This is a genomic window from Burkholderia sp. S171, from assembly GCF_009766085.1.
Taxonomy (GTDB): Bacteria; Pseudomonadota; Gammaproteobacteria; order Burkholderiales; family Burkholderiaceae; genus Caballeronia.
Genome location: NZ_LMUF01000043.1, coordinates 30,051 through 54,408, shown reverse-complemented (window position 1 = coordinate 54,408; position 24,358 = coordinate 30,051). Strand labels below are relative to the sequence as shown.

Sequence of the window (24,358 nt, the reverse complement as noted above, 5' to 3'; positions counted from 1 at the left end):
ATTCAGATCAATCATCCGGGCGCGCCGGTGGATACAGTTGACGTTCACCCACGCCGTTCATCCCTCGCTGGCAGCAGTCCAAACGCATTTCGTTTTCGGACCGCCATGCACACTCCCCATTCGCGGCAAACGGGATGCACACGTCTTTCACTTGGCGGAAATGCAGTCTGTCTGAAGGAGTCAAATTGAACACTCGCCCCCCGGTCGCCTCCTCTGCAAACCATCCCTCGACGGACGGCCTGGAGAACGCGAGTCCGGTCGATGGAGCGCAGGGCCGGGTAGTCGCGGTGCGGGGTGCGATCGTGGATGTCGCTTTCGATAACGCCGCGTTGCCGCTCATCGAAGAGTCGTTGTCCATCTTCACCGATCGCGGACCGCCGATCATCGCGGAAGTGCAGGCTCACTTGAATGAGCGCACGGTGCGCGCGCTGGCATTGCAGTCGACCAACGGGCTGAATCGCGGCACGGCCGTCCGTGCTTCAGGCGGACCTATCCTCGTGCCGGTGGGTGAAGCCATGCTCGGACGTCTGATCGATGTCACCGGCACGCCGGGAGACCGCGGTGCACCCTTCGCCGACGATGTCCCGCGCCGTCCGATTCATCGCGCCCCGCCGCCGTTTGCATCGCAGAGTGCGGCCACCGAGATCTTCTGGACGGGGATCAAGGTCATCGACTTGTTGACGCCGCTCGCGCAGGGCGGCAAGGCGGCGACCTTCGGCGGCGCCGGGGTCGGTAAAACCGTGCTCGTGATGGAACTGATTCATGCAATGGTCGAACGCTATAAAGGTATCTCGGTGTTCGCTGGCGTCGGCGAGCGTTCGCGGGAAGGCCACGAGATGCTGCTCGACATGCGCAACTCCGGCGTGCTGCCGCGTACCGTGCTGGTCTACGGGCAGATGAACGAGCCGCCCGGCGCGCGCTGGCGGGTGCCGTTGACCGCCCTCACGGTCGCCGAATACTTTCGCGATGAACGTCACCAGAACGTGCTGCTGCTGATGGACAACGTTTTCCGGTTTGTCCAGGCCGGCGCGGAAGTTTCAGGCCTGCTCGGACGGCTGCCGTCGCGGGTTGGTTATCAGCCGACGCTCGCAAGCGAAGTGGCCGCACTGCAGGAGCGCATTGTGTCCGTTGGCGGCGTGTCGGTGACCGCGATCGAAGCCGTCTACGTCCCCGCCGACGACTTCACCGACCCGGCCGTGACCACCATCGCCGCGCACGTGGACAGCATGATCGTCCTGTCGCGTTCGATGGCCGCGGAAGGCATGTATCCGGCCATCGATCCGATCGCTTCGTCGTCCATCCTGCTCGACCCCGCTTTCGTCGGTGACGAGCACGCCGCGATCGCCATCGAGGTGCGCAAGACCATCGAACATTATCGGGAATTGCAGGACGTGATCTCGCTGCTCGGCGTCGAGGAACTCGGCGTGGACGATCGTCGCATCGTTGGACGGGCTCGCCGTCTGCAGCGCTTCCTGAGCCAGCCATTCACCGTGACGGAGGCGTTTACGGGTGTGCCAGGCCGCTCCGTCGCGGTCGCCGATACGATTGCCGGCTGCAAGGCGATCCTCGCTGGTGAGTGCGACAACTGGCAGGAAAGCTCGCTCTACATGATCGGCACGATCGATGAAGCACGTGCTCGCGAAGCGGCCTCGTCAACGCCGCCCGCGGCTGAGATCAAACACGCGGCGGAGCACGTCGAATCATGAGCGCGCTTTTGCACCTGACCATCGCCACGCCGGCACGCGTGCTGTTCGACAGCACGGAGGTCGTCGCACTGCGCGCCGAGGACGCTACCGGCAGTTTCGGCATTCTCCCTGGCCACGCAGCGTTCCTGACCGTGCTTGCGCCGTCCGTGCTGCGCTGGCATGCGGCTGACGGCGTCGAACAATTTTGTGCGGTGAAGGAAGGTGTGCTGCGCGTGTCGGGTGGACAGGAGATATCGATTGCATGCCGCGAAGGTGTGATGGGCACGAGCGGCACATCGCTCGAAGTACTGGAGGCGCAAGTCGATGCCGCACGCGCGGCGCAGCTCGATACAGTGCGGCGTGCCCGCGTAGACGAAACCCGACTTCATGCGCAAGCCGTGCGGCAGTTGTTGCGGTATCTGCGCCCGGGCGCGGGGCAGGCGGACGGAGCAGGACCGTGACTGAGCCCTCCCCTGACGATATCGATCCCAAGCGTGACACCGACCGCATGGCCCACGCTGCGCGACAAGCCGTGCAACGCGAACGTGAGTTGCTGGAAGAGCCGGAACCGTCGCTTGGCGTGCGCCTAGGTCAGATCGGCATTCTCGGCTGGACCATTGTCGTGCCGACGCTGCTTGGACTTGTGATCGGCCACTGGCTCGACCGGCACTTCAACACCGGCGTGTTTTTCTCAGCGCCACTGCTTATGGCAGGCGCTGCCGTCGGCCTGTGGTCTGCATGGAAATGGATGCATCGGCAAACCCGGAGGGACCGGCAATGACTTATCACTTCCCGCTCGTCGCCCAAATCGCGATTGGCTCGTTTGTCGGCATCGCGGCCGGTGCGCTCCACTTCGCAACCTTGCGCTGGAATGTCCGGTTGCTAATTTCCGGAACGCCGGCCAAGGCAATCGGTCTGCAACTCTCGCGCCTCGCAGGCGTGGCCGTTCTATTCGGTGTACTGGCGAAACTGGGCGCGTGGCCGTTGTTGTGCGGCGCGGCCGGGTTACTGCTGGCGCGTGGCTTTATCCTGCGACGCGTCCAGGTCGCGCCATGATTGCCTCGCCGCTCGTCACTGCCACACTGTTCCATATCGGTCCGATCGATGTATCAGCGCCGGTCGTGGCGACGTGGGTCATCATGGTCCTGCTCGCAGGCGGCGCGGCCTGGTACACGCGCCGCTTGTCGCTCACGCCATCGAAAGTGCAGACGGTTCTCGAACTGCTGGTCAGCACCATAGACGACCAGATTCGCGACACCATGCAAGCCGAGCCTGAACGATATCGCTCGCTGGTCGGCACGCTCTTTCTGTTCATCCTGGTCAGTAACTGGTCGTCGCTCCTGCCCGGTGTCGAACCCCCCACCGCTCACGTAGAGACCGATGCCGCGCTGGCCTTGATCGTATTCTTCGCGACCATTTTCTACGGCATCCGCACGCGCGGCCTGGGCCGTTACCTCGCCACCTTTGCCGAACCCACGTGGATCATGATCCCGCTCAACGTGGTCGAGCAGATCACGCGGACCTTCTCGTTAGTCGTGCGTCTGTTCGGCAATGTGATGAGCGGTGTGTTCGTCGTCGGCATCGTGCTGTCGCTCGCCGGGTTGCTCGTCCCTATCCCGTTGATGGCGCTCGATCTTCTGACCGGTGCGGTGCAGGCGTACATCTTCACGGTTCTCGCGATGGTCTTCATTGGCGCCGCGCTAGCCGAAAACACCTCAAAAACTTCCAGCAAAGAGGCAGGCCAGCAATGAACAATCTGATCCAGGTAGTGAGCATTCTCGCCGCAGCGCTCGCGGTCTCGTTCGGTGCAATCGGACCGGCGCTCGGCGAAGGCCGAGCGGTCGCCGCCGCCATGGACGCGCTCGCCCGGCAGCCGGAATCGGCCGGCACGATTTCGCGCACGCTGTTCGTCGGCCTGGCGATGATCGAGACCATGGCGATCTACTGCCTGGTCATCGCGCTGCTTGTGTTGTTCGCCAATCCGTTCATAAAGTGAGCGCGCGCTGATCATGCATATCGACTGGTGGACTCTCCTGCTGCAGACCGTCAACGCGCTGGTGCTCGTGTGGTTGCTGGCGCGCTTTCTGTTTCGCCCGGTGGCGAAAATCGTAGCGGAGCGTCAGCATGCAGCCGCGGCGCTGATGGCCGACGCCACCGCAGCCAAAGCCGCGGCACTGAGTGAACAGCAGAAGGCAGCCGCTGACAGCGCTGAGCTTGCCGCACAACGCGCGCATCTGCTCGAAGCGGCGACGGCCGAAGCAGCAGAGCTCAAGACGTCGCTCGAAAACGCGGCACGCACCGACACGGAACAGATGCGCACGGCCGCGCAAACCGCGATCGACGCCAGCCGCCGCGAGGCCGCCACGGCCGACTCCAATCGCGCGTCGCAATTCGCCCTCGATATCACCGCGCGGCTGCTTGATCGCTTGCCTGCCGAGGCACGGATAGCGGGCTTCATCAGTGGACTCGCGCGTGAGCTCGCCGCGCTGCCCGAGACTACCCGGGCACAATTGACCGGCATCGATGAACCGGTCCACCTGATCGTCCCACGCGTCCTCACCGACGGTGAACTAACCGCATGTCAAACCGGGTTCACGCAGGCACTCGGTCATCCGTTGCAGGTCCAGGTCACGGTCGATCCCGCCGTGATCGCGGGACTTGAACTGGAAGCGCCGCACGCACTCGTGCGCAACAGTTTTCGTCACGATCTCGCCGGCCTGAAAGCGGAGCTCCTCAGCTCATGACGCCCGTCCAAACCGACCTCGCTGCAGGAGATGAAGCAGGAGACAACGTAGCAGACGACGACTGGCTCGTCAGCAACCGCGCCGCCCTCGCCCGCGCTCAGTTTGCCCCGCAAGCGGAAACCGTCGGACGCGTTGAACACGTGTCCGACGGCATTGCCTCCGTCTCGGGCCTGCCCGACGTGCGCTTGAACGAACTGCTGCGGTTCGAGGGTGGCCGCTTAGGCTTTGCACTGACGCTGGACGCCGGTGCTATCGGCGCGGTCCTGCTCGACGACGGCGATGCGATTTCCGCCGGCTCCCGCGTCACCGGCACGGGCCAAGTGGTAGAAGTGCCGGTCGGCCCCGGACTGCTCGGGCGAGTGGTCGATCCGCTCGGCAGGCCACTCGACAACGACGACCCCGTGCCCGCCGAGAAGCACTTGCCCATCGAGCGGCCGGCGCCTTCCATCATCGACCGGGATCTGGTCGCGCAACCGGTCGCCACCGGCATCTTGCTGATCGACGCGTTGTTTGCGATCGGCCGCGGCCAGCGCGAGCTGATCATCGGGGACCGGGCGACCGGCAAGACCTCGATTGCCATCGACACGATCGTGAACCAGAAGCACACCGACATGATCTGCGTGTATGTGGCGATCGGTCAGCGTGCTACGGCCGTGCAGCGTGTCATCGACGCCGTGCGCCGCCACGGCGCGCCCGAGCGATGCGTGTTCGTGGTCGCGTCGGCGGCAGCGTCGCCGGGCCTGCAATGGATCGCGCCGTTCAGCGGTATGTCCATCGCCGAATATTTTCGTGACCGCGGGCAACACGCGCTCATCGTGATCGACGACCTGAGCAAGCATGCCGCGACACACCGCGAACTCTCCCTGCTCACGCGCGAACCGCCCGGCCGCGAAGCGTATCCCGGCGATATCTTCTACCTGCATGCGCGCTTGCTGGAGCGCGCGGCGAAACTATCCAAGGAACTGGGTGGCGGATCGCTCACCGCGTTGCCGGTCGCGGAGACCGATGCCGGCAATTTATCCGCTTACATTCCCACCAACCTGATCTCGATCACCGATGGGCAGATCATGCTCGACGCCGCGCTTTTCGCCGCTAACCAGCGCCCGGCCGTGGACGTCGGCCTGAGCGTGAGCCGGGTGGGCGGCAAGGCGCAATTGCCTGCGTTGCGCAAGGTATCAGGGCGTTTGCGGCTCGATTATTCGCAGTTCCTTGAGCTTGAAATGTTCACACGCTTTGGCGGCGCGATGGAGCCACGAGTGAAGGCACAAGTGGTCCGCGGCGAGCGCATTCGCGCATTGATCACGCAGCCGCGCTTTGCGCCGCTACGCCCCGTCGATGAAATCGCGCTGCTGGCCGCACTCGCCGACGGCGTTTTTGACGCGGAGCCGGTCGGTTGTATTGCGACGGTTCGCACCCGTCTTGCAGGACATCTGGATGCGCAAGGCGGCGCTGCGGCGAGCGCTGCATTAGTTGCCACAGGCACGCTCGATGAAGCCACACTGACCGGATTGGTAGCCGCCGTACGCGACCTCGCAGTACAAGTAAGCGCGGCGCCTGCGGCTGAGGCCAAGCAGGACACCCAACCCGAGGCCGCTTCGACATGAGCAACAAACTCAGCGAAGTGCAGGCGCGCATGAACGGCGTACACGGGCTGGAATCCGTGGTCGGTGCAATGCGTGGTATCGCTGCGGCACGCTCGCGTGAAGCGCGCAGCCGTCTGGACGGCATTCGAGCCTGCGCGCGAATAGTCGGCGCGGCGATTGGCGACGCGTTGCTGCTGATCGACGATCACACCTCGCACGAAACCGCGGCCCCGGATCGGGATGCAAAGCACGATGCGTCCGTGGTGATCGTCCTGTGCGCGGAACAGGGGTTTGTCGGCACGTTCAACGAGCATGTAATCGATGCAGCGCTGGCGTCGGCTGCCGTGTACGCTCAGTCTTCATCGGCGGAATACTTGCTGCTCGGCGACCGTGGGATCGTGGCGGCGACGGAACGCGGGTTGAATGTCGGTTGGTCGGCGCCCATGATCACTCACGCCGACGAAGTGCCTGCACTCGCCGATCGCCTCACAGGCGTCTTGTTCCAGCGCCTGGTGGCCAGCCGGCCGACTCGCGTGAGCGTGATTTACGCAACGCCGAACCCGACGGCCACCGTCCAGACCGTGGAGCAGACCCTGTTGCCATTCGACTACGGGCGCTTCTCGGTAACGTCATCGGCAACCGCGCGCCGCAATCCGCCGCTCATTAGTCTCCCACCGCAGCGCCTGTTATCGCAGCTTGCGGAGGAATACATTTTCGCGCAGCTTTGCGAGGCCATCATGCTGTCGTTCGCCGCAGAAAACGAAGCGCGCATGGGAGCGATGATTGCTGCACGCACGAACGTGCATGACAAGCTCGACGCATTGACCGGCGAGTTTCGCCGGCTGCGGCAAGAGGAGATCACGTCGGAGATCGTGGAGCTTTCCGCAGGAAGCATCGCCGCCGGCACACCTTCAAACAAACCACACCCGGAACCGGCCCGGCACCGCGGGCACGGCTCCGTCCCCTCCTTCTGACACGACCCAGCCATCATGGACGAGCCTTCCCAGGAATACGATGCAGAGGACCGCGATCCGGTGATCGGCCCGACCAAACCGCATTTGCTCGGCGTGCTGGGGCCGGGCCTGATCACCGGCGCCTCCGACGACGACCCCAGCGGCATCGCCACCTACAGTCAGGTGGGCGCGGCCTTCGGCTATGGTCTCTCATGGACATTGTTGTTCAGCTACCCGCTGATGGTCGCCATCCAGATGATCAGTGCACGCATCGGACGCACGACGGGACACGGCATTGCAGGCGTGCTCCGTCTGCACTATTCAACGTGGCTGCTGCAGTGGATCGTGGCGCTCCTGCTGATAGCAAATATAGTCAATCTGGGGGCGGACCTGGGCGCCATGGCCGATGCCCTTGCGCTCTTGTTGCCCGGTCCCAAGTGGCTCTACGTGCTGCTGTTCTCGGTGATCTGCGTCTCGATGCAGCTCTTGCTGCAATACACGCGCTACGTGGCTGTGCTGAAGTGGTTCACGCTGTCGCTGTTTGCGTATTTCGCCGTGCTCGCGGTGGCGCATGTCAATTGGAGTCAACTCGCCATCAACTTGCTCTTGCCGCGTCCGGTCTGGACATCGGCGTATCTCACTGCGGTCGTAGCGGTGTTTGGCACTACGATCAGCCCCTACCTGTTCTTCTGGCAATCCGATGAGGAAGTCGAAGACATGCGCGTGCATCCGCGGCGGCTCGATCTTTTCGACTCACCCGAACAAGGTCCCAAGGCGCTGCGCCGTATCGAGATCGACACGCTTGCGGGCATGGGATTGTCCAACCTGGTCGCGCTGGCCATCCTGGCGACCACGGCGGCGACACTCCATGCTGGCGGTATAGTCGATATTGAAACGTCGGCACAGGCGGCCCAGGCTTTGAGGCCTATCGCCGGCCCGTTCGCCGCGCTGTTCTTCACCGTCGGGCTGATCGGCACCGGTCTGCTAGCCGTGCCTGTCCTTGCCGGATCAGCGGCGTATGCGATTGGTGAAGCGCGCGACTGGCCGGTGGGCTTCACGCGCAAAATGCAGGAAGCGAAGGCCTTTTACGCGACCATCGCAGTGGCTACGCTGATCGGCATGGTCATTAATTTCACATCGATCAACCCAATCAAGGCGCTCTACTGGAGCGCGGTGCTCAACGGCGTAGTCGCCGTGCCGGTGATGTTCGTGATGATGAAAATAGTGTCCCGCCCGGACATCATGGGAAAGTTTGCGGCCAAGGGCTGGTTGCGGGCGCTCGGCTGGATGGCGACGGCGGTGATGCTGGTGATATCGGTGGGCATGGTGGTCACCTCGATCTGACGAGGCGCTGGTTGTGCCTGAGCGGGTGCGCGAATTGCTAAGAGTCGCGCATTGTCGGCCTGTGCTTGTGGCCTGTGTTTGGCCCTTTTGCTAGCCACTTCCCTGTCCGAACTACCTTGGCCTAAACTTACCAGGCGATATGACTGCTTGATGTATCCAGCCCGACGAAACCAGGCAAACACGATACCCACCTTCGCGCCCCCTCAGCTCAGACGAAAACTCGTTCCACTTTTATTTTAGGGCTCAAATGAAATTCAAGGACTATTACGAAGCCTTGGGAGTCGAGCGCACCGCGACACTGGCGGACATCAAGAAGGCGTACCGCAAGCTCGCGCACAAATATCATCCCGATGTCTCCGCCGAAGCGGACAGCGAGGCGAAGTTCAAGGACGTCGCGGAAGCCTATGCCACGCTGAAAGACCCGGAAAAGCGCGAAGCCTACGACAACCTCGGCAAGCATCCGGCCGGCGAATCGTTTACGCCGCCGCCGGACTGGCAGCAACATTTCCATACGGGCGACGCTGGCCTCGACGACGTCGACCTCGCCGATCTTTTCTCAGCCTTTGGCCGTAGCGGCGGCGGTGTCGGCGGGGCGGGTCATCGCCGACAAAGCTTTCCTGTCCCCGGGCAGGACTATGAGATCGCAGCGCCGGTAACGCTTGAGCAGATCCATCGTGGAGATGAGATCGAACTGAGCACGGAGCTTCCCGAGTATGACGCCAATGGCCTCGCGCGTCGCGTGCCGCGGACCTTTCGAATCACCATTCCTAAATCGGCGGCGAACGGCCAGCGCCTGCGGCTGGCCGGCAAGGGCGGCCCGGGCTTTAATGGCGGACGGCCTGGCGACCTGTATGTGTCGCTTGTGTTGCAGCCACATCCGCTCTATCGGCCCGATGGTCGCGACCTCTATATCGATCTGCCGCTCGCACCTTGGGAAGCCGTGTTGGGGGCGAGCGTGCATGTACCGACTCTTGCAGGCACGGTTGAGCTCAACGTGAAACCGGGCACGACTGCCGGGCAGAAATTGCGGCTGGCCAAACGCGGACTGGCATCGGCCGATGGCAACGTCGGGGCGTTGTATGCCGTGGTCAGGATAGACGTGCCGAAGACGGTAAGCGCTCGTGAACACGAGCTGCTGGAGCAACTGGCGGCGGCATCGAACTTCAACCCGCGCCAACATTTCGCGTAAGGAGCACGGCCATGAGCACACCATTCAGCGAGTCGGTCTGGCTTAACGACGTGGACGTTTGCCAGGTTGAATATCTGGCGGAAGTCTCGGGGTTATCGATTGAGGAAATTGAAGACCTCATTGATACCGATGTCATCAAGCCGGTGGACACTGGTACGCCCACGCGCATGTTCCAGCTCAGTTATGTGGTCACCGTGAAGACGGCACGACGGCTGCGCGACGATTTCGAACTCGACCGGCGAGGTCTTGCGCTGGCGCTGTCGTTGTTGCAGCGCATAGATGAGCTGCAAGCGGAAATTCACGCGACAAAGGCGCGGCTAGGGCACTCGCGATGATCGTGGAGGGAGGTCGTTCGCACTCGGGGTTGGGGTTGGAGTTTGTGCCGGGGTGCTAGGGTCTAGCGTTGGCGGGCTGGGTCAATCCGGGTTGGTGCTTTCGGCCTTAGTGGTCTGCTTGAGTCGGATTTTCTCTTTATCACTGTTAGCCACTGTGCGTGGCGGCACGTCATTTCTTTGTCCAAAGCGACAAAGAAACGAAGCAAAGAAAACGCTTTAACCGCACTACCCTAAGTGTCCACAGCGTGCAGTTTTCATTCATAGGTGCCCCAAAAGCACGGTGCTCGCCAGAGCCACGAACGTGTGAAACCCTCTTTCTCCGAACCCGGGTTCTGACACGCTTCGCCACCAGTGATTGAACCTGCCCAAGGGACATCCCGCTCTATCCGCGAACAACCTTCCACCGAATTGTACGCACGCCGAACCAAGTGGCCAACTTCACTCGAACAAGGCCGCCGGATGCGTGAGGCCGTACCGGACGACAATGTCCATGTATGTAACTCACCAGCCGACTCACCAGCCGACTCATCAGGCGACTTACCAGGCGACTTACCAGCCATTGAAGCAGTAAATACACATTGGGCTGTGATTGGCGAGCGTCGCCTTGCGGCTCGCTGCGCTCAACCAAGCTATCAAGAAACGGGGCCTCGAAAGCGCGTGGGGCCGTGCGGGTTGTTTGGCAAGGGTGCTTGCCCGAGAGCACTGGTGGCGAAGCGTGTCTATGTCGGGATTCGCGAGAAGGAGGGTTTCACACATCCTGGGCTCTGGCGAGCACCGTGCTTTTGGGGCACCTATGAATCAAAACTGCACGCTGTGGACACTTAGGGTAGCGTGGTTGAAAGCGCTTTCTTTGCTTCGTTTCTTTGTCGCTTTGGACAAAGAAATGACGTGCCGCCACGCACAGTGGCTAACAGTGATAAAGAGAAAATCCGACTCTCGCAGACCGCTAACACTGAAAGCAGCAACTCAGCATAGACCCCGACCGCTAACACCGAAAGTACCACCCCGGCATTGACCCCAACCGCTAACCCCGGAACCTGACATCAACCCCGACCATTAACCCTGAGATTTCAAGCACCTCCCAGCCCCCCGCACCCGCCCCTGCTGCGTCAGGATAATTCTTTCGAATTGCTTTCGGCCGCCACACCATTAGCCTCCGCAACATCGACAACAACCACTGGCACAGGTTCGCTCATCCAAGCCTCGAGGAGCGTCGACGCCACCGCCAAAATCACCGGACCAACGAACAGCCCGACTATTCCGAACGCGAACATACCGCCCAACACACCGGCCAGGATCAACAGCATCGAAAGGTTCACGCCACGCCTGATCAGAACCGGCCGCAGCAAACTGTCGAGCATGGCGACCGCCACCGACCAGATCAGCAGCAGAATCGCGGCGACGGTTGCGTCATGCATAAAAAGCCACGCGACTCCGCCGAGCAAAGGCAGCAACGGGCCGATCTGTGCCAGGCACAACATCAGCATGACCGCCGTCAGTATCCCGGCAGCAGGAACGCCGGCCACCCACAAACCGATCCCGCCCAGCGCGGACTGCGCCACCGCCGTCACGACAATCCCGAGCGCAACCGCGCGAATCGCCAGTCCCGCCAGCTTGACCGCCGCCGCGCCACGCTGGGCGGCAAGCCGGGTTGCGAAGCGCGTAACGAAGCGGCCCGCTGCTTCACCCTGGCTATACAGAATGCCCGCGATGATGATCGTGACGAACATGTGAATCACGAACACGCCCACAGCCGCCGCATGCCCAAGCATCCAGCGCGCAACAATCGTCAGATACGGTTCCACCTTTGCCAAAATGCCGCCCGGCCCGGCGTCGGACAGGGTCTGCCACTCATGGGCGATGCGCTGCCCGGCCAGTGGAATCTCACCGACCCAGCTAGGCGGTGGGGCCAGTGCGTAGCTGGGCAAGAGCTTGATGGTTCCCATGATGTCGGCCGCGTGCAAGGCCAGCGTTGAGATGGCCTCGTAGAGCGGCAGGGCAATCACGAGCAGCAGGATGATCAGCATCACCACGGTTGCTATCCATCGGCGATTACCGACGCGACGCTGCACCGCGAGCATCACGGGCCAAGTGGCAACCACAATGGTCGTTGCCCAGATAAGCCCCGGAATAAACGGCCGCAGGATATAGAGGCTGCCGATTGTCAACGCGGACAGGATGACAATAACGAACAGAATGCGGGCAATATCGACTGGTTGACGCGGGGTCATTTCGTGCTCCTGACAAGAATATCCTGGCTGTGCCTGAGCGCGCGTTCCGAACCGCGAGAGGGTGCCACAGGTGCGCGGAGGAGCGACTTTGACAGGGTTCGCCCCGGATGTCCATACGCCTTAAGGGATGACGCGGTTATGTTCCAGTAATCCCTAGGAAGGGTCGCTCATCGATGCATAGACGCGAACCTGGATTGATTTCCTGCGCACTGACCTGCCCGCCAGGATCGCACGCACACACCGCACGCATCACACCTCGGACTCAGACACGGACTCAGCGGTCGACACCTTGTTCCGGCCGGTCGCCTTGGCGTAGTACAAGGCTTCATCGGCGGCTTTGATCACGGTCGTCAGATCGTCGTCCATCTGCGGTTCACGGCTCACCGCGCCAATACTGGCCGTCACGCATCCAAACTCGCTGCCCGCGTGCTCGATATGGCATGCACAAATGGCCGACCGAATCTTCTCCGCGATCAGCGAGGCGCCGAGCGCCGATGTATCGGGAAGCACAACAATAAACTCCTCTCCCCCATAGCGTGCCGCACTGTCAGCCGGACGCCGGATGTTGTCGGCAATACAGCGCGCGACCGCCGCCAGGGTATCGTCGCCGGCCTGATGGCCGTAGGTGTCGTTGTAAGCCTTGAATCGATCGATATCAACAAACAACAGCGACAGCACACTCTGCGATCGTTTCGCGCGACGCCACTCGAGTTCCAGTATTTCACCCAGACTGCGGCGGTTGTTCAACCCGGTCAAGCCGTCTGTTCTGGCGAGCAATTCCAGCGCGGACTCAGCCCGCATGCGCCGCCGCAACTGCATTCCGAGCAGAACGGAGAGTGCGATGAACGCCACGCCGAACACGGCCATCAGCGACCCGATCGTGAGGGCCCGGCGCCGCCATGAAGCGTAGATATCCTCTTCGGACGCCGCCGCCATGATGATGAGCGGCGCGCGCGGGAAGTTGGCAAACCAATACAGCCGGCGATTGCCATCGATTGACGACTTCTCGCTGAAGCTGCCCTCCGGCGCCATTAGAAACTGCTTGAACGTAGCGGCGTTCTTGATGTTTCGTCCGATCACCTTGGGATCGTACGGCTGCCGCATGAGCATGGAACCGTCTCTCCCGATCAGCGACAGCGAGCCATGCGGGCCCAGCGCCAAACCGGTGAACAGGTCGTGGAAATACGCAATATTCACGGCCAGAAGCACGATCCCCGCAAACGATCCGTCCGGGTTGGAAAGCCGTCTGCTCAGGCCAATGCTCGGCGTGCCGTTGCGCAGGCGAGACAAGTAAGGATCGCTTATGTAGAGACCTGCCTGGGGATTGTCGCGTTGAACCGTGAAATACGGCCTGTCGCTGAAATTACCGGTTCTTGGCGTGTCGCCGCCGGAATCCATGACAACGTTGCCAAGCGCATCCATCACCAGCATGGAGCCGAGATATTTCGCGCTGGCTGCACGGTCGAAGAGCACTTCCCGCCGCAAATGGGGCGGTAATGCCATCACGTCCGCTTCTTGAAGCCCGTCGACCACGGCTTGCAGCGACAGCTCGTAAAGTTCGAGATTGCGTTCGATATCGCGCTGTGCAATGACGGCGATATCGCGCAAAGTGTCGCGAGTATGGTCCAGCGCATCCTGGCGACTCTGATAAAGGACCACACCGCACAGGCCCACCATGACAACTGCAATAAAAACGCCACACGAAGCGACAGCAACGGACGTCGACAGCCCGCGCTTGATGCGGTTCACGACACCTACGCAGCTGGATTGCTCTGCTTTTGTCATTGTGGTTGCGGTCTTCCCGACTTGGTAGAGGACACGGTTCTGGTCCCTGGTTCCGACGGATCAGCCTCGATGCATCCGTGGATCTCACGTTCATCACGTTCAACTAATGTCCGACCGACATCCCGTCGCCCAACCTCCATTCGAAATGGCATCACTACCGGTTCATTACACGCTTCACTGTGCACATCACTATCAGTAATACCACTAACTACCGGCTCGGCGGGTCATTTGCCATGCCGTAATGCACGCGCCATTATTGGCGGGCGGGTTTCCAACGGAGAATGTGCCACCCCACCGCTGTTTCCCGCGTTACGAATCATATTCCATCAAACCCGTACCCGGTGTTTTCGTGGAAAACCAGGCTCATAAGGAGGCGTCGATGTTTCAACCGCTATATCAAGTCCATGAAGTGACGCAAGAAACCAGGGAACTGACAACGGCGCGCAAGGTTGCCGCCATTGTCGCGGCTCTCACCCTGCCCACCATTGCACGTTCAGAACTCACTTACCGTGCCCTGCCCGCTGACCTGGAAGCGAAGCTGATTGGCTATCTTCAGGGATTTTGCCTGCCAATCTGCGCGGCGTGGCAAATTGACGACTCCGATGTTCCGCTCGCGGCCACGGGGCTTGTCGTTACCTTGATTTTTCCTGACAGTCCGGCATCGTTCACTCAATCGATCGACAGCGCGATCGTGAACTCGGAAGCTTTCAGCAAAGGCATGGAGGCAGGCCGTCGCGATGGCGAACTTTATCGCACCACCGGACGTAAAGGCACCGCGCTATTGCAGATATTAGCGAACGATTTCCGGGACTTTTGCGACTATTCAAAAGTTACCGCGGACGTACCCGCGTAAGACTGCGTAAATCCTTCGCTTATCGAACGGCATTGGATTGGCACTGGATTGGCAATCGGGGAAATCGAAGCTTAAAAACGCTTCGAGGGATGCGTGCTGTCCGCCGTTTCGATGTTGGCCGTTTTTCGACGTTGAGCGCTAATCGACGATCATTGGTTAACCGGTTAATGCACCCCGCTTCCTGCAAAGGCGCGGTGTGCGCTCAATCCAGCATTTTTTCGTCCAGCAGCGCATCGATGAAAGAACGCACTCTGGCCGGCATCATTCGCGCGCTGGGCGTCAACACGCTGACCGGTAAAGGAGCGGGACGGCATTCGCGCAACAACTCGACCAGCGTTCCCTGCCTGATGTGATGCGTCACCATGTGTTCAGGCACCTGCGCGATGCCGGCGCCCTGCAATACCGCTTCCACCATGGCGTCTCCGTGACTTAGCGCAAAGCGTGATCGCGGCCGCAATTGAATCTTTTCTCCTCCATCCACGAACTCCAGCGGGCGCTCCCGGCCAGATGTAGGCATCCGAAACATAATGACCGATCGCCCCTCGACTTCCTCAACAGCGTTCAACGCGCCATGGCGTTTTATATAGTCGGGACTGGCGCACAGCACGAGATGCTGTTGGTCGAACCGGCGCGCAACCAGACCGGAGTCATCGAGTGAACCAATGCGTATCACCGCGTCCAGGCCCTCACTCACCAGGTTGACTCGCTCGTCCGTCAAACGCATGTCGACGTTGAGCGCGGGGTGAGCTGCCAGCAGGCGGTTCAATATGGGGACAATCTTGCGTGTTCCGTAGCCTATGGGCGCACCCACGCGCAACGTGCCTGACGGCGCTTCGGCCGAGCGTGTTGTCGATAACTCCAGCGAGTCGATCTCTTCCAGGACCCGTGCGCACTTCGCGAAAAGGGCATCGCCTTCCGCCGTGAGCCGGACTGCGCGAGTCGTTCGATGAAACAACCTCACGCCAAGATCGCTCTCCAGACGCGCCACGCTCTTGGCGACCGACGAAGGGGCGAGACCGAGTTCACGGGCGGCCGCTGCGAAGCTTTTGTTTCTCGCCACGGCGGCGAAGCTCATAAATTGCTTGAGATTTTTCATGATCGATTCACGGTATGTTGCCGTGAATGTTACGGCATCGACGCATCTTTTTCTCGAAAGGCTTGCGACTTATAGTGAACACCCCAAGCCACATGATCTTGTCGAGGAATGCAATGTTTGTATTGAATATCGAGCCGCCTGAATACAATTTTGCCGGTACGCGGGTGCGGTTGCTGATGTCGGGAAAGGAGACGGGCGGTGCTTTCTGCATGATGGAGTTTTTCGGACCGCCGAACCGGGCCACGCCGCTGCACGTGCATGAGCGCGAAGAGGAAACCATCGTCGTTCTTGAGGGTGTTGTCGACGTAACAGTCGATGGACAGCTCGTCAGCGTGCGCGCAGGCGAGACAGCTTTGCTGCCGCGCAACGTGGCGCATCGGCTCGCTAATAATACGGAGCTGGTTTCAAGGTATTTGATCATCTGCACGCCCGCCGGATTCGATGACTTCGTCGACGCTTGCGCCGACGTCCAAGCCGGCCCCGTCACGCCCGTTGCGCCGCGGCCGGAAGATATCGGACGCATGCGGGAAGCTGCGCCGCGCTTCGGGATTACCTTGCTGCCGGGCTAGAGGAGCGCCCTTTTGTGATCGGACTACCAGGCTATAAGACTAAATGGGACTATTGGCCGCCGCATGACAAATCCCCTTCTTCGCAGTGCAATTGCGCGCCGAGCAGCTTGGTCTGTGCCTGCGTAAGTTTGTCCATGCACGACGCAGAGACCATGGGGTGAATGCTGCCGTGAATCGTACCCAGGGTCTCGAACCGGCACTGTGCGTCACGGTAAACCAGCCATGCGCGCTGCGCATTTTGCAGGCTCGTCTTCCCCTGCTGGCTGGTTTTCGCCGACAGCGCTCGATAGACCTCGTTCAGCTTCGCATCGGATGCCTTGAAGTCCTTGTCGGCGCATTCGTTGAGAGTCAACTGATCAGAAGCGTTCTTGCAGTCGAGCTTCTGAGCATCGGCGGCGCTGCTGGCTACCGACAGCGACAAGATGATCCCCAGCAGGTTCCATCGAATAGTCATGCATTTCCTCCTGACCAAGTAAAAATCGAGCGGAACCGGCGGCATGGCCGCTGACCCTTGTTCGGCAAACAGTGTCGTCAGCCGGTTCCGTCCAAAAGCGGGCGAACCGCGCGACGCAGACATTACACCAAACGTCCGCGCGAACACTGTCAAGGCGGGTGTCTCCTCTCTCAATGGCCACCCCGATACGGGGTTCAACGCCTACCCACACACGATAAAGCCCGCGCACCAGGCATTTGCCGCGGCGCGCTTATAATCTTGCGCGGTACCGGGCATGCCGGATCAAAGGAAAAGGTCCGGCCGGTCGTATCGCTGCGGTGCAGCGATACCGGGCCAGGTGAAGCGCCTCGACTGCTGCAGGGTTTGCCCTGACGCGATTCCCGCCCTCCTGGGACAAGCAGCATGGGCGGACGCGTGGCAGGCGGGTTCAAAGCCGGCTCATAGCGGGTTCACTCAACTGCCCGGACATGTCCCGAGATCAAACAAGATAAACAACCCGGCGCAGCGTTATTCGCGCCGGCACCCCACATCGACTGAAAGAGTGATCATGACCATCTCCATGTACAGCACGTCCGTCCCGGTTTTCAAGCAGATGCTGACCGCCCTCTCCGACGTGCTCAAGAAAGCGGAAACGCACGCCACCGAAAAGAACATCGACCCGAACGCGCTGCTGCAAGCACGTCTGTTCCCGGACATGTTCCCGCTGGTGCGCCAGGTACAGATCGCCGCTGACTTCACCAAGGGCGTGACCTCGCGTCTCGCCGGTGTGGACGTGCCGTCGTGGGCCGATACCGAAGTCACGTTCGCCGATCTGCAAGCACTGGTGGCCAAGGCTCTGGCTTACATCGGCACGTTTGACGCCACGCAATTCGAAGGCAGCGAAAACAAGGAAATCGTGCTGCGCCCGGGTACGCCGAAAGAGAAGAAGCTGGCCGGCAGCGCCTATCTGCAACACTACGGACTGCCCCAGTTCTTCTTCCACGTGACGACCGCGTATGCAATCCTGCGCCACAACGGCGTGGATATCGGCAAGCGCGACTACATGGGCGCTTACTGATCAAACTGGGCTGCTGCTCACACTCAAATGCATCAAGCCGGCTGCAAGGGACTTCACAGTCCGTTGCAGCCGGCTTGACTTCAAGCTTCACTTTTCAACCTTCAGCTTTCTAACTTCCAGCTTCAAACCTCAAGCGATCAGAAGGTCTGCCATTCCGGATCCTTGCCCACCACCGGCGCGATCCGGGGCGCAGCAGCCGCCCGTTTCGCGGGTTTCATCTTGCTCGTCGGACGGCTGACCGCAGGGGCCGCTTTTGCCGGCGTGAAGGTCTGTACAACCGGATCCGAAGCACTGATCCGGAAGACCGACACGAGCTCGCGCAAGGTGCCCGACTGAGCGGCCATCGACTGCGCGGCGGCGGATGCTTCTTCAACCAGCGCCGCGTTCTGCTGCGTCACTTCATCCATCTGCATGACTGCCTGATTGACCTGCTCGATGCCCGTATGCTGTTCACCCGACGCCGCACTGATCTCACCCATCAGGTCCGTGACGCGCTTGACCGACTGAACCACTTCACCCATCGTGCGTCCGGCTTCGTCAACCAACTGCGTGCCGACCTGCACGCGCTGCACGGACGCGCTGATCAGGTCCTTGATCTCCTTCGCCGCCGACGCGCTGCGTTGAGCCAGCGTCCGCACTTCGCCTGCCACCACCGCAAACCCGCGGCCTTGCTCACCGGCGCGCGCCGCTTCAACTGCCGCGTTCAGCGCAAGAATGTTCGTCTGGAACGCAATGCCCTCGATCACCGTGATGATCTGGGCCACCTGTTCCGAGCTGCTGGAAATTTCGCTCATCGTCTGGACCACGCGATTGACGACTTCGCCACCGCGCACGGCCGTCTCCGACGCGTTCGCCGCCAGCGAATTGCCTTGCAGCGCGTTCTCCGCGTTCTGCTTCACGGTCGCGGTCAGTTGCTCCATGCTCGCCGCGGTTTCTTCCAGCGAAGCCGCCTGCTCTTCCGTGCGCTGGCTAAGATCCGTATTGCCTGCTGCAATCTCCGCAGAGCCGGTCGCAATGCTGTCGCTGCTGTTGCGGACCCGGCCCACTACATCGACCAGACGCTCGTTCATGTGACGCATGGCCGCCAGCAACTGACTGGCTTCGTCCTTGCCCGATACTTCGATCTCCGCGGTCAGGTCACCCCGAGCGACGGTCTCGGCAATCACGACAGCGCGTCCGATCGGCGTGGTAATGGAGCGTGTAATCAGCCAGCCGATTGCAATGCCGGCGAACACTGCAACAGCGATCAGCAAGCCCGTGCTCACGATGGCGTTGTCATAAGTCGATGCCGCGCGCGCGACTTCCTCCTCCGCGCCAGTACGGTTGAGTTCGATATCCGTTTCAATCAGCTTGAGCATGTCGGTGAACGCGGTGCCGGCTTCGCCACTCGACAGCGCACGGGCGTCATTGAATCCGGTTTCACCCTTGTCGGACAGGTCGAGCAGTTTCGCGTCGAGAGCCGCATAGCGCGCCCACGCGCTTTTGATGTTGTCGAAGAGTTGTTGCTCTTCAGGCGAAGACACGAGCTTCTCGTATTTCGTGAAAACCTCCTGAAGCTTGACGACAGAAGCGTCGTGCGACGCGCGCTGTTCCTGCTTTTCCTTGGGATCGGTCGCCAGGATCGCGCGCAACGTCGTACGGCGCGCATTGTTGGCATACGCCTGCATTTTGCCGGCAGCCTGGACACTTGGCAGCCGGTTGTTGCCCAGTTCGAGCGTGCCCGCGTAGATATGGGACGCCTGCCACAGCGTCAACCCGCCAACCGCACATAACAGCAGCAGAATCGCCGCGAACCCCGCGCCAAGCCGGGTGCCTATCTTGAAGTTACTCAAATTCATCTCATGCTCTCCAGTGTGATCAACGATGAACACGATTACGGAGCATTCGCGACTTCCTGAAACAACCTTTCAATTTTCCGTTTTGTCTTAAAACATCTGAGGAATAGGGGAAATTTTCTAAGTTATTGAATTAAATCAGTAATTTTTCGAGAGATCAGTGCAAGGCGTTTCTCCGATACTTGAGATTTCGGTAAAAATAACATCACCGATACGAGCATTCGGAAAAAATTGATAGTTCCTACCCACGAATGCGCATTCTTGAGTGTTTTTTCCTTAATCGAGTGGCGCACGAAATAATTCGATATTCCTTACAACGGCTTGCCATTTACACCGCCGGAATCGCAATAACTCGCGTGAAATTGCGAGCGATCGCCAATGACCAGCCAATAGCACTCAGGCAAACGCACGATCGTTCAAGATTTGTCGATCTCCGGAGGTGTTTGGGCGAATAATTGCGCGCATAGCTCGCGGCCCGCCTCGCTCAGCGCGGCCGTGGGCGTATTCGCCTTATTTTCAGCATTGGCATTCGAGTCATTCGAGTCATTCGAGTCACCCGGATTGGCCGGGGCGAGCAACGCCGCGTCGGACAGCGCGGTCAGGTGACGAATCAGGCTGCTCATCGGCACGCCCGATTGCTTCGATAACTTCGCGAGCGACCACGCCCGCTCCGGTGTCTCCTGCGCCGCCCGCCATAACTGCGCAAGGATCGCGATCAGTGCCGGGTCAATCTCATCATTCATGTTTTGTCCCTGTCTCTAGTCTCTGATTTTCCCGCGCGCCATGCCGGCGACTAATTCGCCGAGCGTCTTCAATGCCGCTTCCGTCTGCGCGCTCCAGGGATAACTGTAGTTGAGCCGGATGAAATGACGGAAGGCATCGCGCGATGAAAACATCGTGCCCGGTCCGATCGTGATCCCGAGCGCGAGCGCGGTTTCATAGAGCGCCATGGAGTCGACATTGCCAGGTAATTGGACCCACAGCACATAACCTCCCATGGGCGTGGACGTTTGCGTGCCGGCGGGAAAAAACCGCGCGACCATCGCGATCATGAGCCGTGCCTGCTGCCGGTACACCTTGCGCACATGCCGCAGATGACGGTCATAACCGCCCTGCCGAAGGTAGTCGGCCACCGCGACCTGCGGCACCGAAGGCGTGGTCAGCGTATTCAGGAACTTGAGTTTTTCCACCTCTTGGCGGTAGCGCCCGGGCATCGCCCAGCCAATCCGGTAAGACGCCGTCAGGCTCTTCGAAAACGATGCGCAATGCAGCACCAAGCCCTTTTTATCGAAGTTCTTAAGCGCCGACGGACGGGCTTCGCCGTAGTACAACTCCTGGTACACATCGTTTTCGATCACCGGAATTTCGTGCGCGGCGAGCAGGCCGACAAGCCGTTCCTTGTTCGCGTCCGACATGACAAAGCCCAAGGGATTCTGGAAGTTCGGCATGACCATGCAAGCGGCAATCCGGTGTTCACGGATGATGATCGCGAGTGCGTCGATGTCGATACCTTCGGCCGGATGCGTCGGCACTTCGATCGCCCGCATGCCGAGGCGCTCGATCGCGTGGAGCATCGCGTAATAAGTCGGCGATTCGACCGCGACGGTGTCGCCCGGCTTCGCCACCGCCTGCAGGCTCAGGTTGATGGCCTCGGTGGCGCCCATAGTGATGACGATCTCGTCAGGGTCGACAGGCACGCCGTTTTCCGCGTAACGCCGCGCGATCTGGCGGATCAGTTCGGGGTTGCCGGGCGGGAGGTCGTCCATCAGGTTCCAGCTTGAATGCCGTCGTGCAATGGCGTTTGCCAACTGGTTGATACGACGCCACGGAAATAGCGATGGGTCTGGATACGGTGACCCGAGCGGCGTGGCGTCCTGCGAGCGGATGGAGCGAAGCGTGGACAGCACGAGGCGGCTGACATCGACTTTCGATGCAACCGGCGGTGGTTGCGAGGCGGTCTGGCTGACCGCTTGCGGCGCAGGCAGTTCGCGCACGAAGTAGCCCGACTGCGGCCGGGTTTCCAGCATGCCCCGGCTCTCCAGCAGCGCGTATGCATGCAGAACAGTCTTGATACTGACGCCGTGCTGGGCGCTTGCCTGCCGCACCGAGGGCACTCGCTCGCCCACGGCAAACACGCCGCGCCGTACAGCTTCTTCGATCTCGGCCGCCAGTTTTTCGTAGAGCGTCACGGTAGGTGAATGAGCAAAAGGGGTTGGCCGAGCCCGGCAAGCCCCAAACTGTACTCCTCGTCTATCTATTTTTCTGTATACCGCGCCATTTTCGGAACACAGTAGCCTTGAGTCATTGGTGAAAACCCTCATGAATTCGCGGCAGGCATTGTGAAAAAACCCGAACCACGCATTGAACCGTACACGCACCCCGCAGCGGGCTGGGGCGCGTTGAAATATGTCGCCCTCAATCTGCTCAAGGAAAAGGTGTCGGGCGGGAATTACCGCACGCTGTTTGGGCAGAACCAGCCCGACGGTTTCGATTGCCCCGGTTGCGCCTGGCCGGATCGCGAGCACGCTTCCACGTTCGAATTCTGCGAAAACGGTGTAAAGGCCGTGGCCGCCGAGTCCACCAGCAAGCGGGTCACGCCGGCGTTTTTCGAAGAACATACCGTTGAACAGTTGATGGCGCAGTCGGACTACGAGCTTGAACAGCATGGCCGCCTGACCGATCCGCTGGTCTACGATGCCGCCCGGGACCGCTACGTGCCCATTGCGTGGGATGACGCGTTTGCGCTGATCGCGGACCACCTGAATCGCCTCGATAACCCCGATCGCGCCGCGTTTTATACGTCGGGGCGTGCGAGCAACGAAGCCGCGTTCCTGTACCAGTTGTTCGTGCGCATGTACGGTACCAACAACTTCCCCGACTGCTCGAACATGTGCCACGAAGCCACGAGCCGGGGTTTGCCGGGAACCGTCGGCGTGGGCAAGGGCACCGTGACGCTCGAGGATTTCGAACACGCTGACACCCTGCTGCTCTTCGGCCAGAATCCGGCGACAAACCACCCGCGGATGCTGGGAGAACTGCGCGATTGCGCGAAACGCGGCGCCACCATCGTCTCGATCAACCCGCTGCGTGAACGCGGTCTCGAACGCTTCGCGAGTCCGCAGCATCCGGTCGAGATGCTCACCGGCGGCAGCACGAAAATCAGTTCGGTGTTCATCCGGCCGAAGATTGGCGGGGATTTTGCGTTGATCAAAGGCGTGGCGAAACGCGTGATCGAACTGGACGATTCGGCGCTCGCGCAAGGCTTGCCGCGCGTGCTCGATATCGCGTTCATCGCTGAGCATACGGTTGGTTTCGACGCCTTCGCCGAGGACCTGCGCGCCGAAAGCTGGGATGCGATTGTCGCGGAATTGGGCGTGCCGAAAGATGAAGTCCTGCAACTCGCCGATATCTACGCACGCGGCCGCGCCGTCATCTCGACATGGGGTATGGGCCTTACGCAGCACAAGAACTCCGTGCCTACCGTGCAGCTCCTGTCGAACCTGATGATGATGCGCGGGAACATCGGCCGGCTGGGTGCGGGACTGTGCCCGGTGCGCGGGCATTCGAATGTGCAGGGAGACCGCACGGTTGGGATTGAAGAGCAGCCGACGCAAGCGTTTCTCGACCGGCTCGGTGCCGCGTACGACTTCGAGCCGCCGCGCGAACATGGCTACGACGTCGTGGGTTCAATCGAAGCAATGCTTGCCGGCAAGCTCAAAGTGTTCATCGGGTTGGGCGGCAATTTTTCGATTGCGACCCCCGATACGCCACGCGTATGGGAAGCGATGCGTTCGTGCGACCTGACCGTGCATATCACGACCAAGCTGAACCGCAGCCACCTGATTCATGGCCGCGACGCGCTGATCCTGCCCACGCTCGGCCGCACTGAAATCGACACGCAGAACGGCGTGGCGCAAGGCGTGAGCGTGGAAGACTCCATGAGCATGGTGCACATTTCGTACGGCATGAACCGCCCGGCTTCGCCGAATTTGTTGTCCGAGATTGCGATTGTCGCGCGCATGGCGCTGGCCACGCTCGGCAGCGCCAAGGTTGACTGGCTCGCGAACGCGAACGACTATGCGCTGATTCGCGATGGCATCGAGAAAGTGATTCCTGGCTTCGAAAATTACAACGAGCGGCTCAAGCATCCGGGTGGGTTTCATCTGGGCGTGGCATCGCGCGACCGAGTGTGGAATACGCCGAGCGCCAAGGCGCAATTTCTTGTGCACGGCATTGAATTCGATACGCCGATTCATCGTGCACGGACGCTTCATGGCGAGCGCTTGATGACGCTCATGACCACTCGTTCACACGATCAGTACAACACGACAATCTATGGTCTCGATGACCGCTATCGTGGTGTGTACGGGCAGCGGCGGGTATTGTTCGCCAATCAACTCGACATTGAGATGCTGGGGTTCGAAGCGGGTCAACGGGTGGATATCACGAGCGTTTGGGACGACGGCATCACGCGGCGTGCGGACAGCTTTCTGCTTGTGCCCTATGACATTCCGCGCGGTTGTCTTGGTGCGTATTACCCGGAGACGAATCCGCTTGTGCCACTGTCGAGTGTTGCCGATGGCGCGGGGACGCCTACGTCGAAGTCCATTCCTGTATTGCTTTGTGCTTCTTCCGAGAAGCGGCT

General features: G+C 60.8%; 23 protein-coding genes. 16 read left to right on the top strand and 7 right to left on the bottom strand.

What is annotated here, in order from left to right:
- Positions 1 to 134: 134 nt before the first annotated feature.
- The 12 genes from atpD to GSQ93_RS23415 all read left to right on the top strand — a co-directional run bounded on the left by atpD (position 135) and on the right by GSQ93_RS23415 (position 9,833).
- Positions 135 to 1,706 (top strand): F0F1 ATP synthase subunit beta, encoded by a 1,572-nt coding sequence (atpD, locus tag GSQ93_RS23470; RefSeq protein ID WP_158938038.1) that lies wholly within the window; start codon positions 135 to 137, stop codon positions 1,704 to 1,706.
- Complete coding sequence (locus GSQ93_RS23465; protein ID WP_158938037.1) at positions 1,703 to 2,146, top strand: F0F1 ATP synthase subunit epsilon; 444 nt, start codon at positions 1,703 to 1,705, stop codon at positions 2,144 to 2,146. Before atpD ends, GSQ93_RS23465 begins: the two co-directional genes overlap by 4 nt.
- 47 nt (positions 2,147 to 2,193) lie before the next feature.
- Entirely contained in the window at positions 2,194 to 2,466 is a 273-nt protein-coding gene (locus tag GSQ93_RS23460) for an AtpZ/AtpI family protein (RefSeq protein ID WP_174254674.1), read from the top strand.
- Entirely contained in the window at positions 2,463 to 2,741 is a 279-nt protein-coding gene (locus GSQ93_RS23455; protein WP_158938036.1) for an ATP synthase subunit I, read from the top strand. The genes GSQ93_RS23460 and GSQ93_RS23455 overlap by 4 nt, the downstream gene beginning before the upstream one ends.
- Entirely contained in the window at positions 2,738 to 3,436 is a 699-nt protein-coding gene (locus GSQ93_RS23450; protein ID WP_158938035.1) for a F0F1 ATP synthase subunit A, read from the top strand. Before GSQ93_RS23455 ends, GSQ93_RS23450 begins: the two co-directional genes overlap by 4 nt.
- Positions 3,433 to 3,681 (top strand): F0F1 ATP synthase subunit C, encoded by a 249-nt coding sequence (locus tag GSQ93_RS23445; protein ID WP_046564982.1) that lies wholly within the window; start codon positions 3,433 to 3,435, stop codon positions 3,679 to 3,681. The genes GSQ93_RS23450 and GSQ93_RS23445 overlap by 4 nt, the downstream gene beginning before the upstream one ends.
- A gap of 13 nt (positions 3,682 to 3,694) precedes the next feature.
- Complete coding sequence (locus tag GSQ93_RS23440) at positions 3,695 to 4,429, top strand: F0F1 ATP synthase subunit B (protein WP_158938034.1); 735 nt, start codon at positions 3,695 to 3,697, stop codon at positions 4,427 to 4,429.
- Entirely contained in the window at positions 4,426 to 6,033 is a 1,608-nt protein-coding gene (locus tag GSQ93_RS23435) for a F0F1 ATP synthase subunit alpha (protein ID WP_158938033.1), read from the top strand. Before GSQ93_RS23440 ends, GSQ93_RS23435 begins: the two co-directional genes overlap by 4 nt.
- Positions 6,030 to 6,986 carry a F0F1 ATP synthase subunit gamma gene (locus GSQ93_RS23430; protein WP_158938032.1) on the top strand — a complete coding sequence of 319 codons (957 nt, stop codon included), beginning with the start codon at positions 6,030 to 6,032 and terminating at the stop codon, positions 6,984 to 6,986. Before GSQ93_RS23435 ends, GSQ93_RS23430 begins: the two co-directional genes overlap by 4 nt.
- A gap of 15 nt (positions 6,987 to 7,001) precedes the next feature.
- A complete protein-coding gene (locus GSQ93_RS23425) occupies positions 7,002 to 8,309 on the top strand; it encodes an NRAMP family divalent metal transporter (protein ID WP_158938031.1) in 1,308 nt (435 codons plus the stop codon).
- A gap of 247 nt (positions 8,310 to 8,556) precedes the next feature.
- On the top strand, positions 8,557 to 9,498 hold the full coding sequence (locus tag GSQ93_RS23420) for a DnaJ C-terminal domain-containing protein (protein WP_158938030.1): 942 nt from the start codon (positions 8,557 to 8,559) through the stop codon (positions 9,496 to 9,498).
- 11 nt (positions 9,499 to 9,509) lie between these two features.
- On the top strand, positions 9,510 to 9,833 hold the full coding sequence (locus GSQ93_RS23415) for a chaperone modulator CbpM (RefSeq protein WP_158938029.1): 324 nt from the start codon (positions 9,510 to 9,512) through the stop codon (positions 9,831 to 9,833).
- A 1,109-nt stretch (positions 9,834 to 10,942) separates the two neighbouring features.
- On the opposite strand, the gene ydiK is transcribed toward GSQ93_RS23415, so the two are convergent.
- A complete protein-coding gene (ydiK, locus tag GSQ93_RS23410) occupies positions 10,943 to 12,064 on the bottom strand; it encodes an AI-2E family transporter YdiK (RefSeq protein WP_158938028.1) in 1,122 nt (373 codons plus the stop codon).
- 249 nt (positions 12,065 to 12,313) lie between these two features.
- Positions 12,314 to 13,849: a sensor domain-containing diguanylate cyclase gene (locus tag GSQ93_RS23405; RefSeq protein ID WP_158938027.1), complete on the bottom strand. Its 1,536-nt coding sequence runs from the start codon at positions 13,847 to 13,849 to the stop codon at positions 12,314 to 12,316.
- Between the two features lie 379 nt (positions 13,850 to 14,228).
- Between GSQ93_RS23405 and GSQ93_RS23400 the strand changes: the two genes are divergently transcribed.
- Positions 14,229 to 14,702 (top strand): hypothetical protein, encoded by a 474-nt coding sequence (locus tag GSQ93_RS23400; RefSeq protein ID WP_216857659.1) that lies wholly within the window; start codon positions 14,229 to 14,231, stop codon positions 14,700 to 14,702.
- 202 nt (positions 14,703 to 14,904) lie between these two features.
- Here GSQ93_RS23400 and GSQ93_RS23395 read toward each other — a convergent pair whose 3' ends face one another.
- Positions 14,905 to 15,798, bottom strand: a complete 894-nt coding sequence (locus GSQ93_RS23395) for a LysR family transcriptional regulator (RefSeq protein ID WP_158938025.1) — start codon at positions 15,796 to 15,798, stop codon at positions 14,905 to 14,907.
- A gap of 113 nt (positions 15,799 to 15,911) precedes the next feature.
- Between GSQ93_RS23395 and GSQ93_RS23390 the strand changes: the two genes are divergently transcribed.
- Entirely contained in the window at positions 15,912 to 16,367 is a 456-nt protein-coding gene (locus GSQ93_RS23390; RefSeq protein WP_158938024.1) for a cupin domain-containing protein, read from the top strand.
- Positions 16,368 to 16,416: 49 nt separating this feature from the next.
- Here GSQ93_RS23390 and GSQ93_RS23385 read toward each other — a convergent pair whose 3' ends face one another.
- Positions 16,417 to 16,821, bottom strand: a complete 405-nt coding sequence (locus tag GSQ93_RS23385) for a lysozyme inhibitor LprI family protein (protein WP_158938023.1) — start codon at positions 16,819 to 16,821, stop codon at positions 16,417 to 16,419.
- Between the two features lie 547 nt (positions 16,822 to 17,368).
- Between GSQ93_RS23385 and GSQ93_RS23380 the strand changes: the two genes are divergently transcribed.
- Positions 17,369 to 17,878 carry a DUF1993 family protein gene (locus GSQ93_RS23380; protein WP_158938022.1) on the top strand — a complete coding sequence of 170 codons (510 nt, stop codon included), beginning with the start codon at positions 17,369 to 17,371 and terminating at the stop codon, positions 17,876 to 17,878.
- Positions 17,879 to 18,015: 137 nt separating this feature from the next.
- On the opposite strand, the gene GSQ93_RS23375 is transcribed toward GSQ93_RS23380, so the two are convergent.
- From GSQ93_RS23375 to GSQ93_RS23365, 3 genes are all read right to left on the bottom strand, one after another.
- Positions 18,016 to 19,716 carry a methyl-accepting chemotaxis protein gene (locus tag GSQ93_RS23375; protein WP_158938021.1) on the bottom strand — a complete coding sequence of 567 codons (1,701 nt, stop codon included), beginning with the start codon at positions 19,714 to 19,716 and terminating at the stop codon, positions 18,016 to 18,018.
- 413 nt (positions 19,717 to 20,129) lie between these two features.
- Positions 20,130 to 20,456 (bottom strand): ArsR family transcriptional regulator, encoded by a 327-nt coding sequence (locus GSQ93_RS23370; protein WP_158938020.1) that lies wholly within the window; start codon positions 20,454 to 20,456, stop codon positions 20,130 to 20,132.
- A gap of 15 nt (positions 20,457 to 20,471) precedes the next feature.
- Positions 20,472 to 21,902 carry a PLP-dependent aminotransferase family protein gene (locus GSQ93_RS23365; RefSeq protein WP_158938019.1) on the bottom strand — a complete coding sequence of 477 codons (1,431 nt, stop codon included), beginning with the start codon at positions 21,900 to 21,902 and terminating at the stop codon, positions 20,472 to 20,474.
- 150 nt (positions 21,903 to 22,052) lie between these two features.
- Between GSQ93_RS23365 and GSQ93_RS23360 the strand changes: the two genes are divergently transcribed.
- Positions 22,053 to 24,358, top strand: a 2,306-nt coding sequence (locus GSQ93_RS23360; RefSeq protein ID WP_158938018.1) for an FdhF/YdeP family oxidoreductase, incomplete at its 3' end; no start/stop codon positions are given.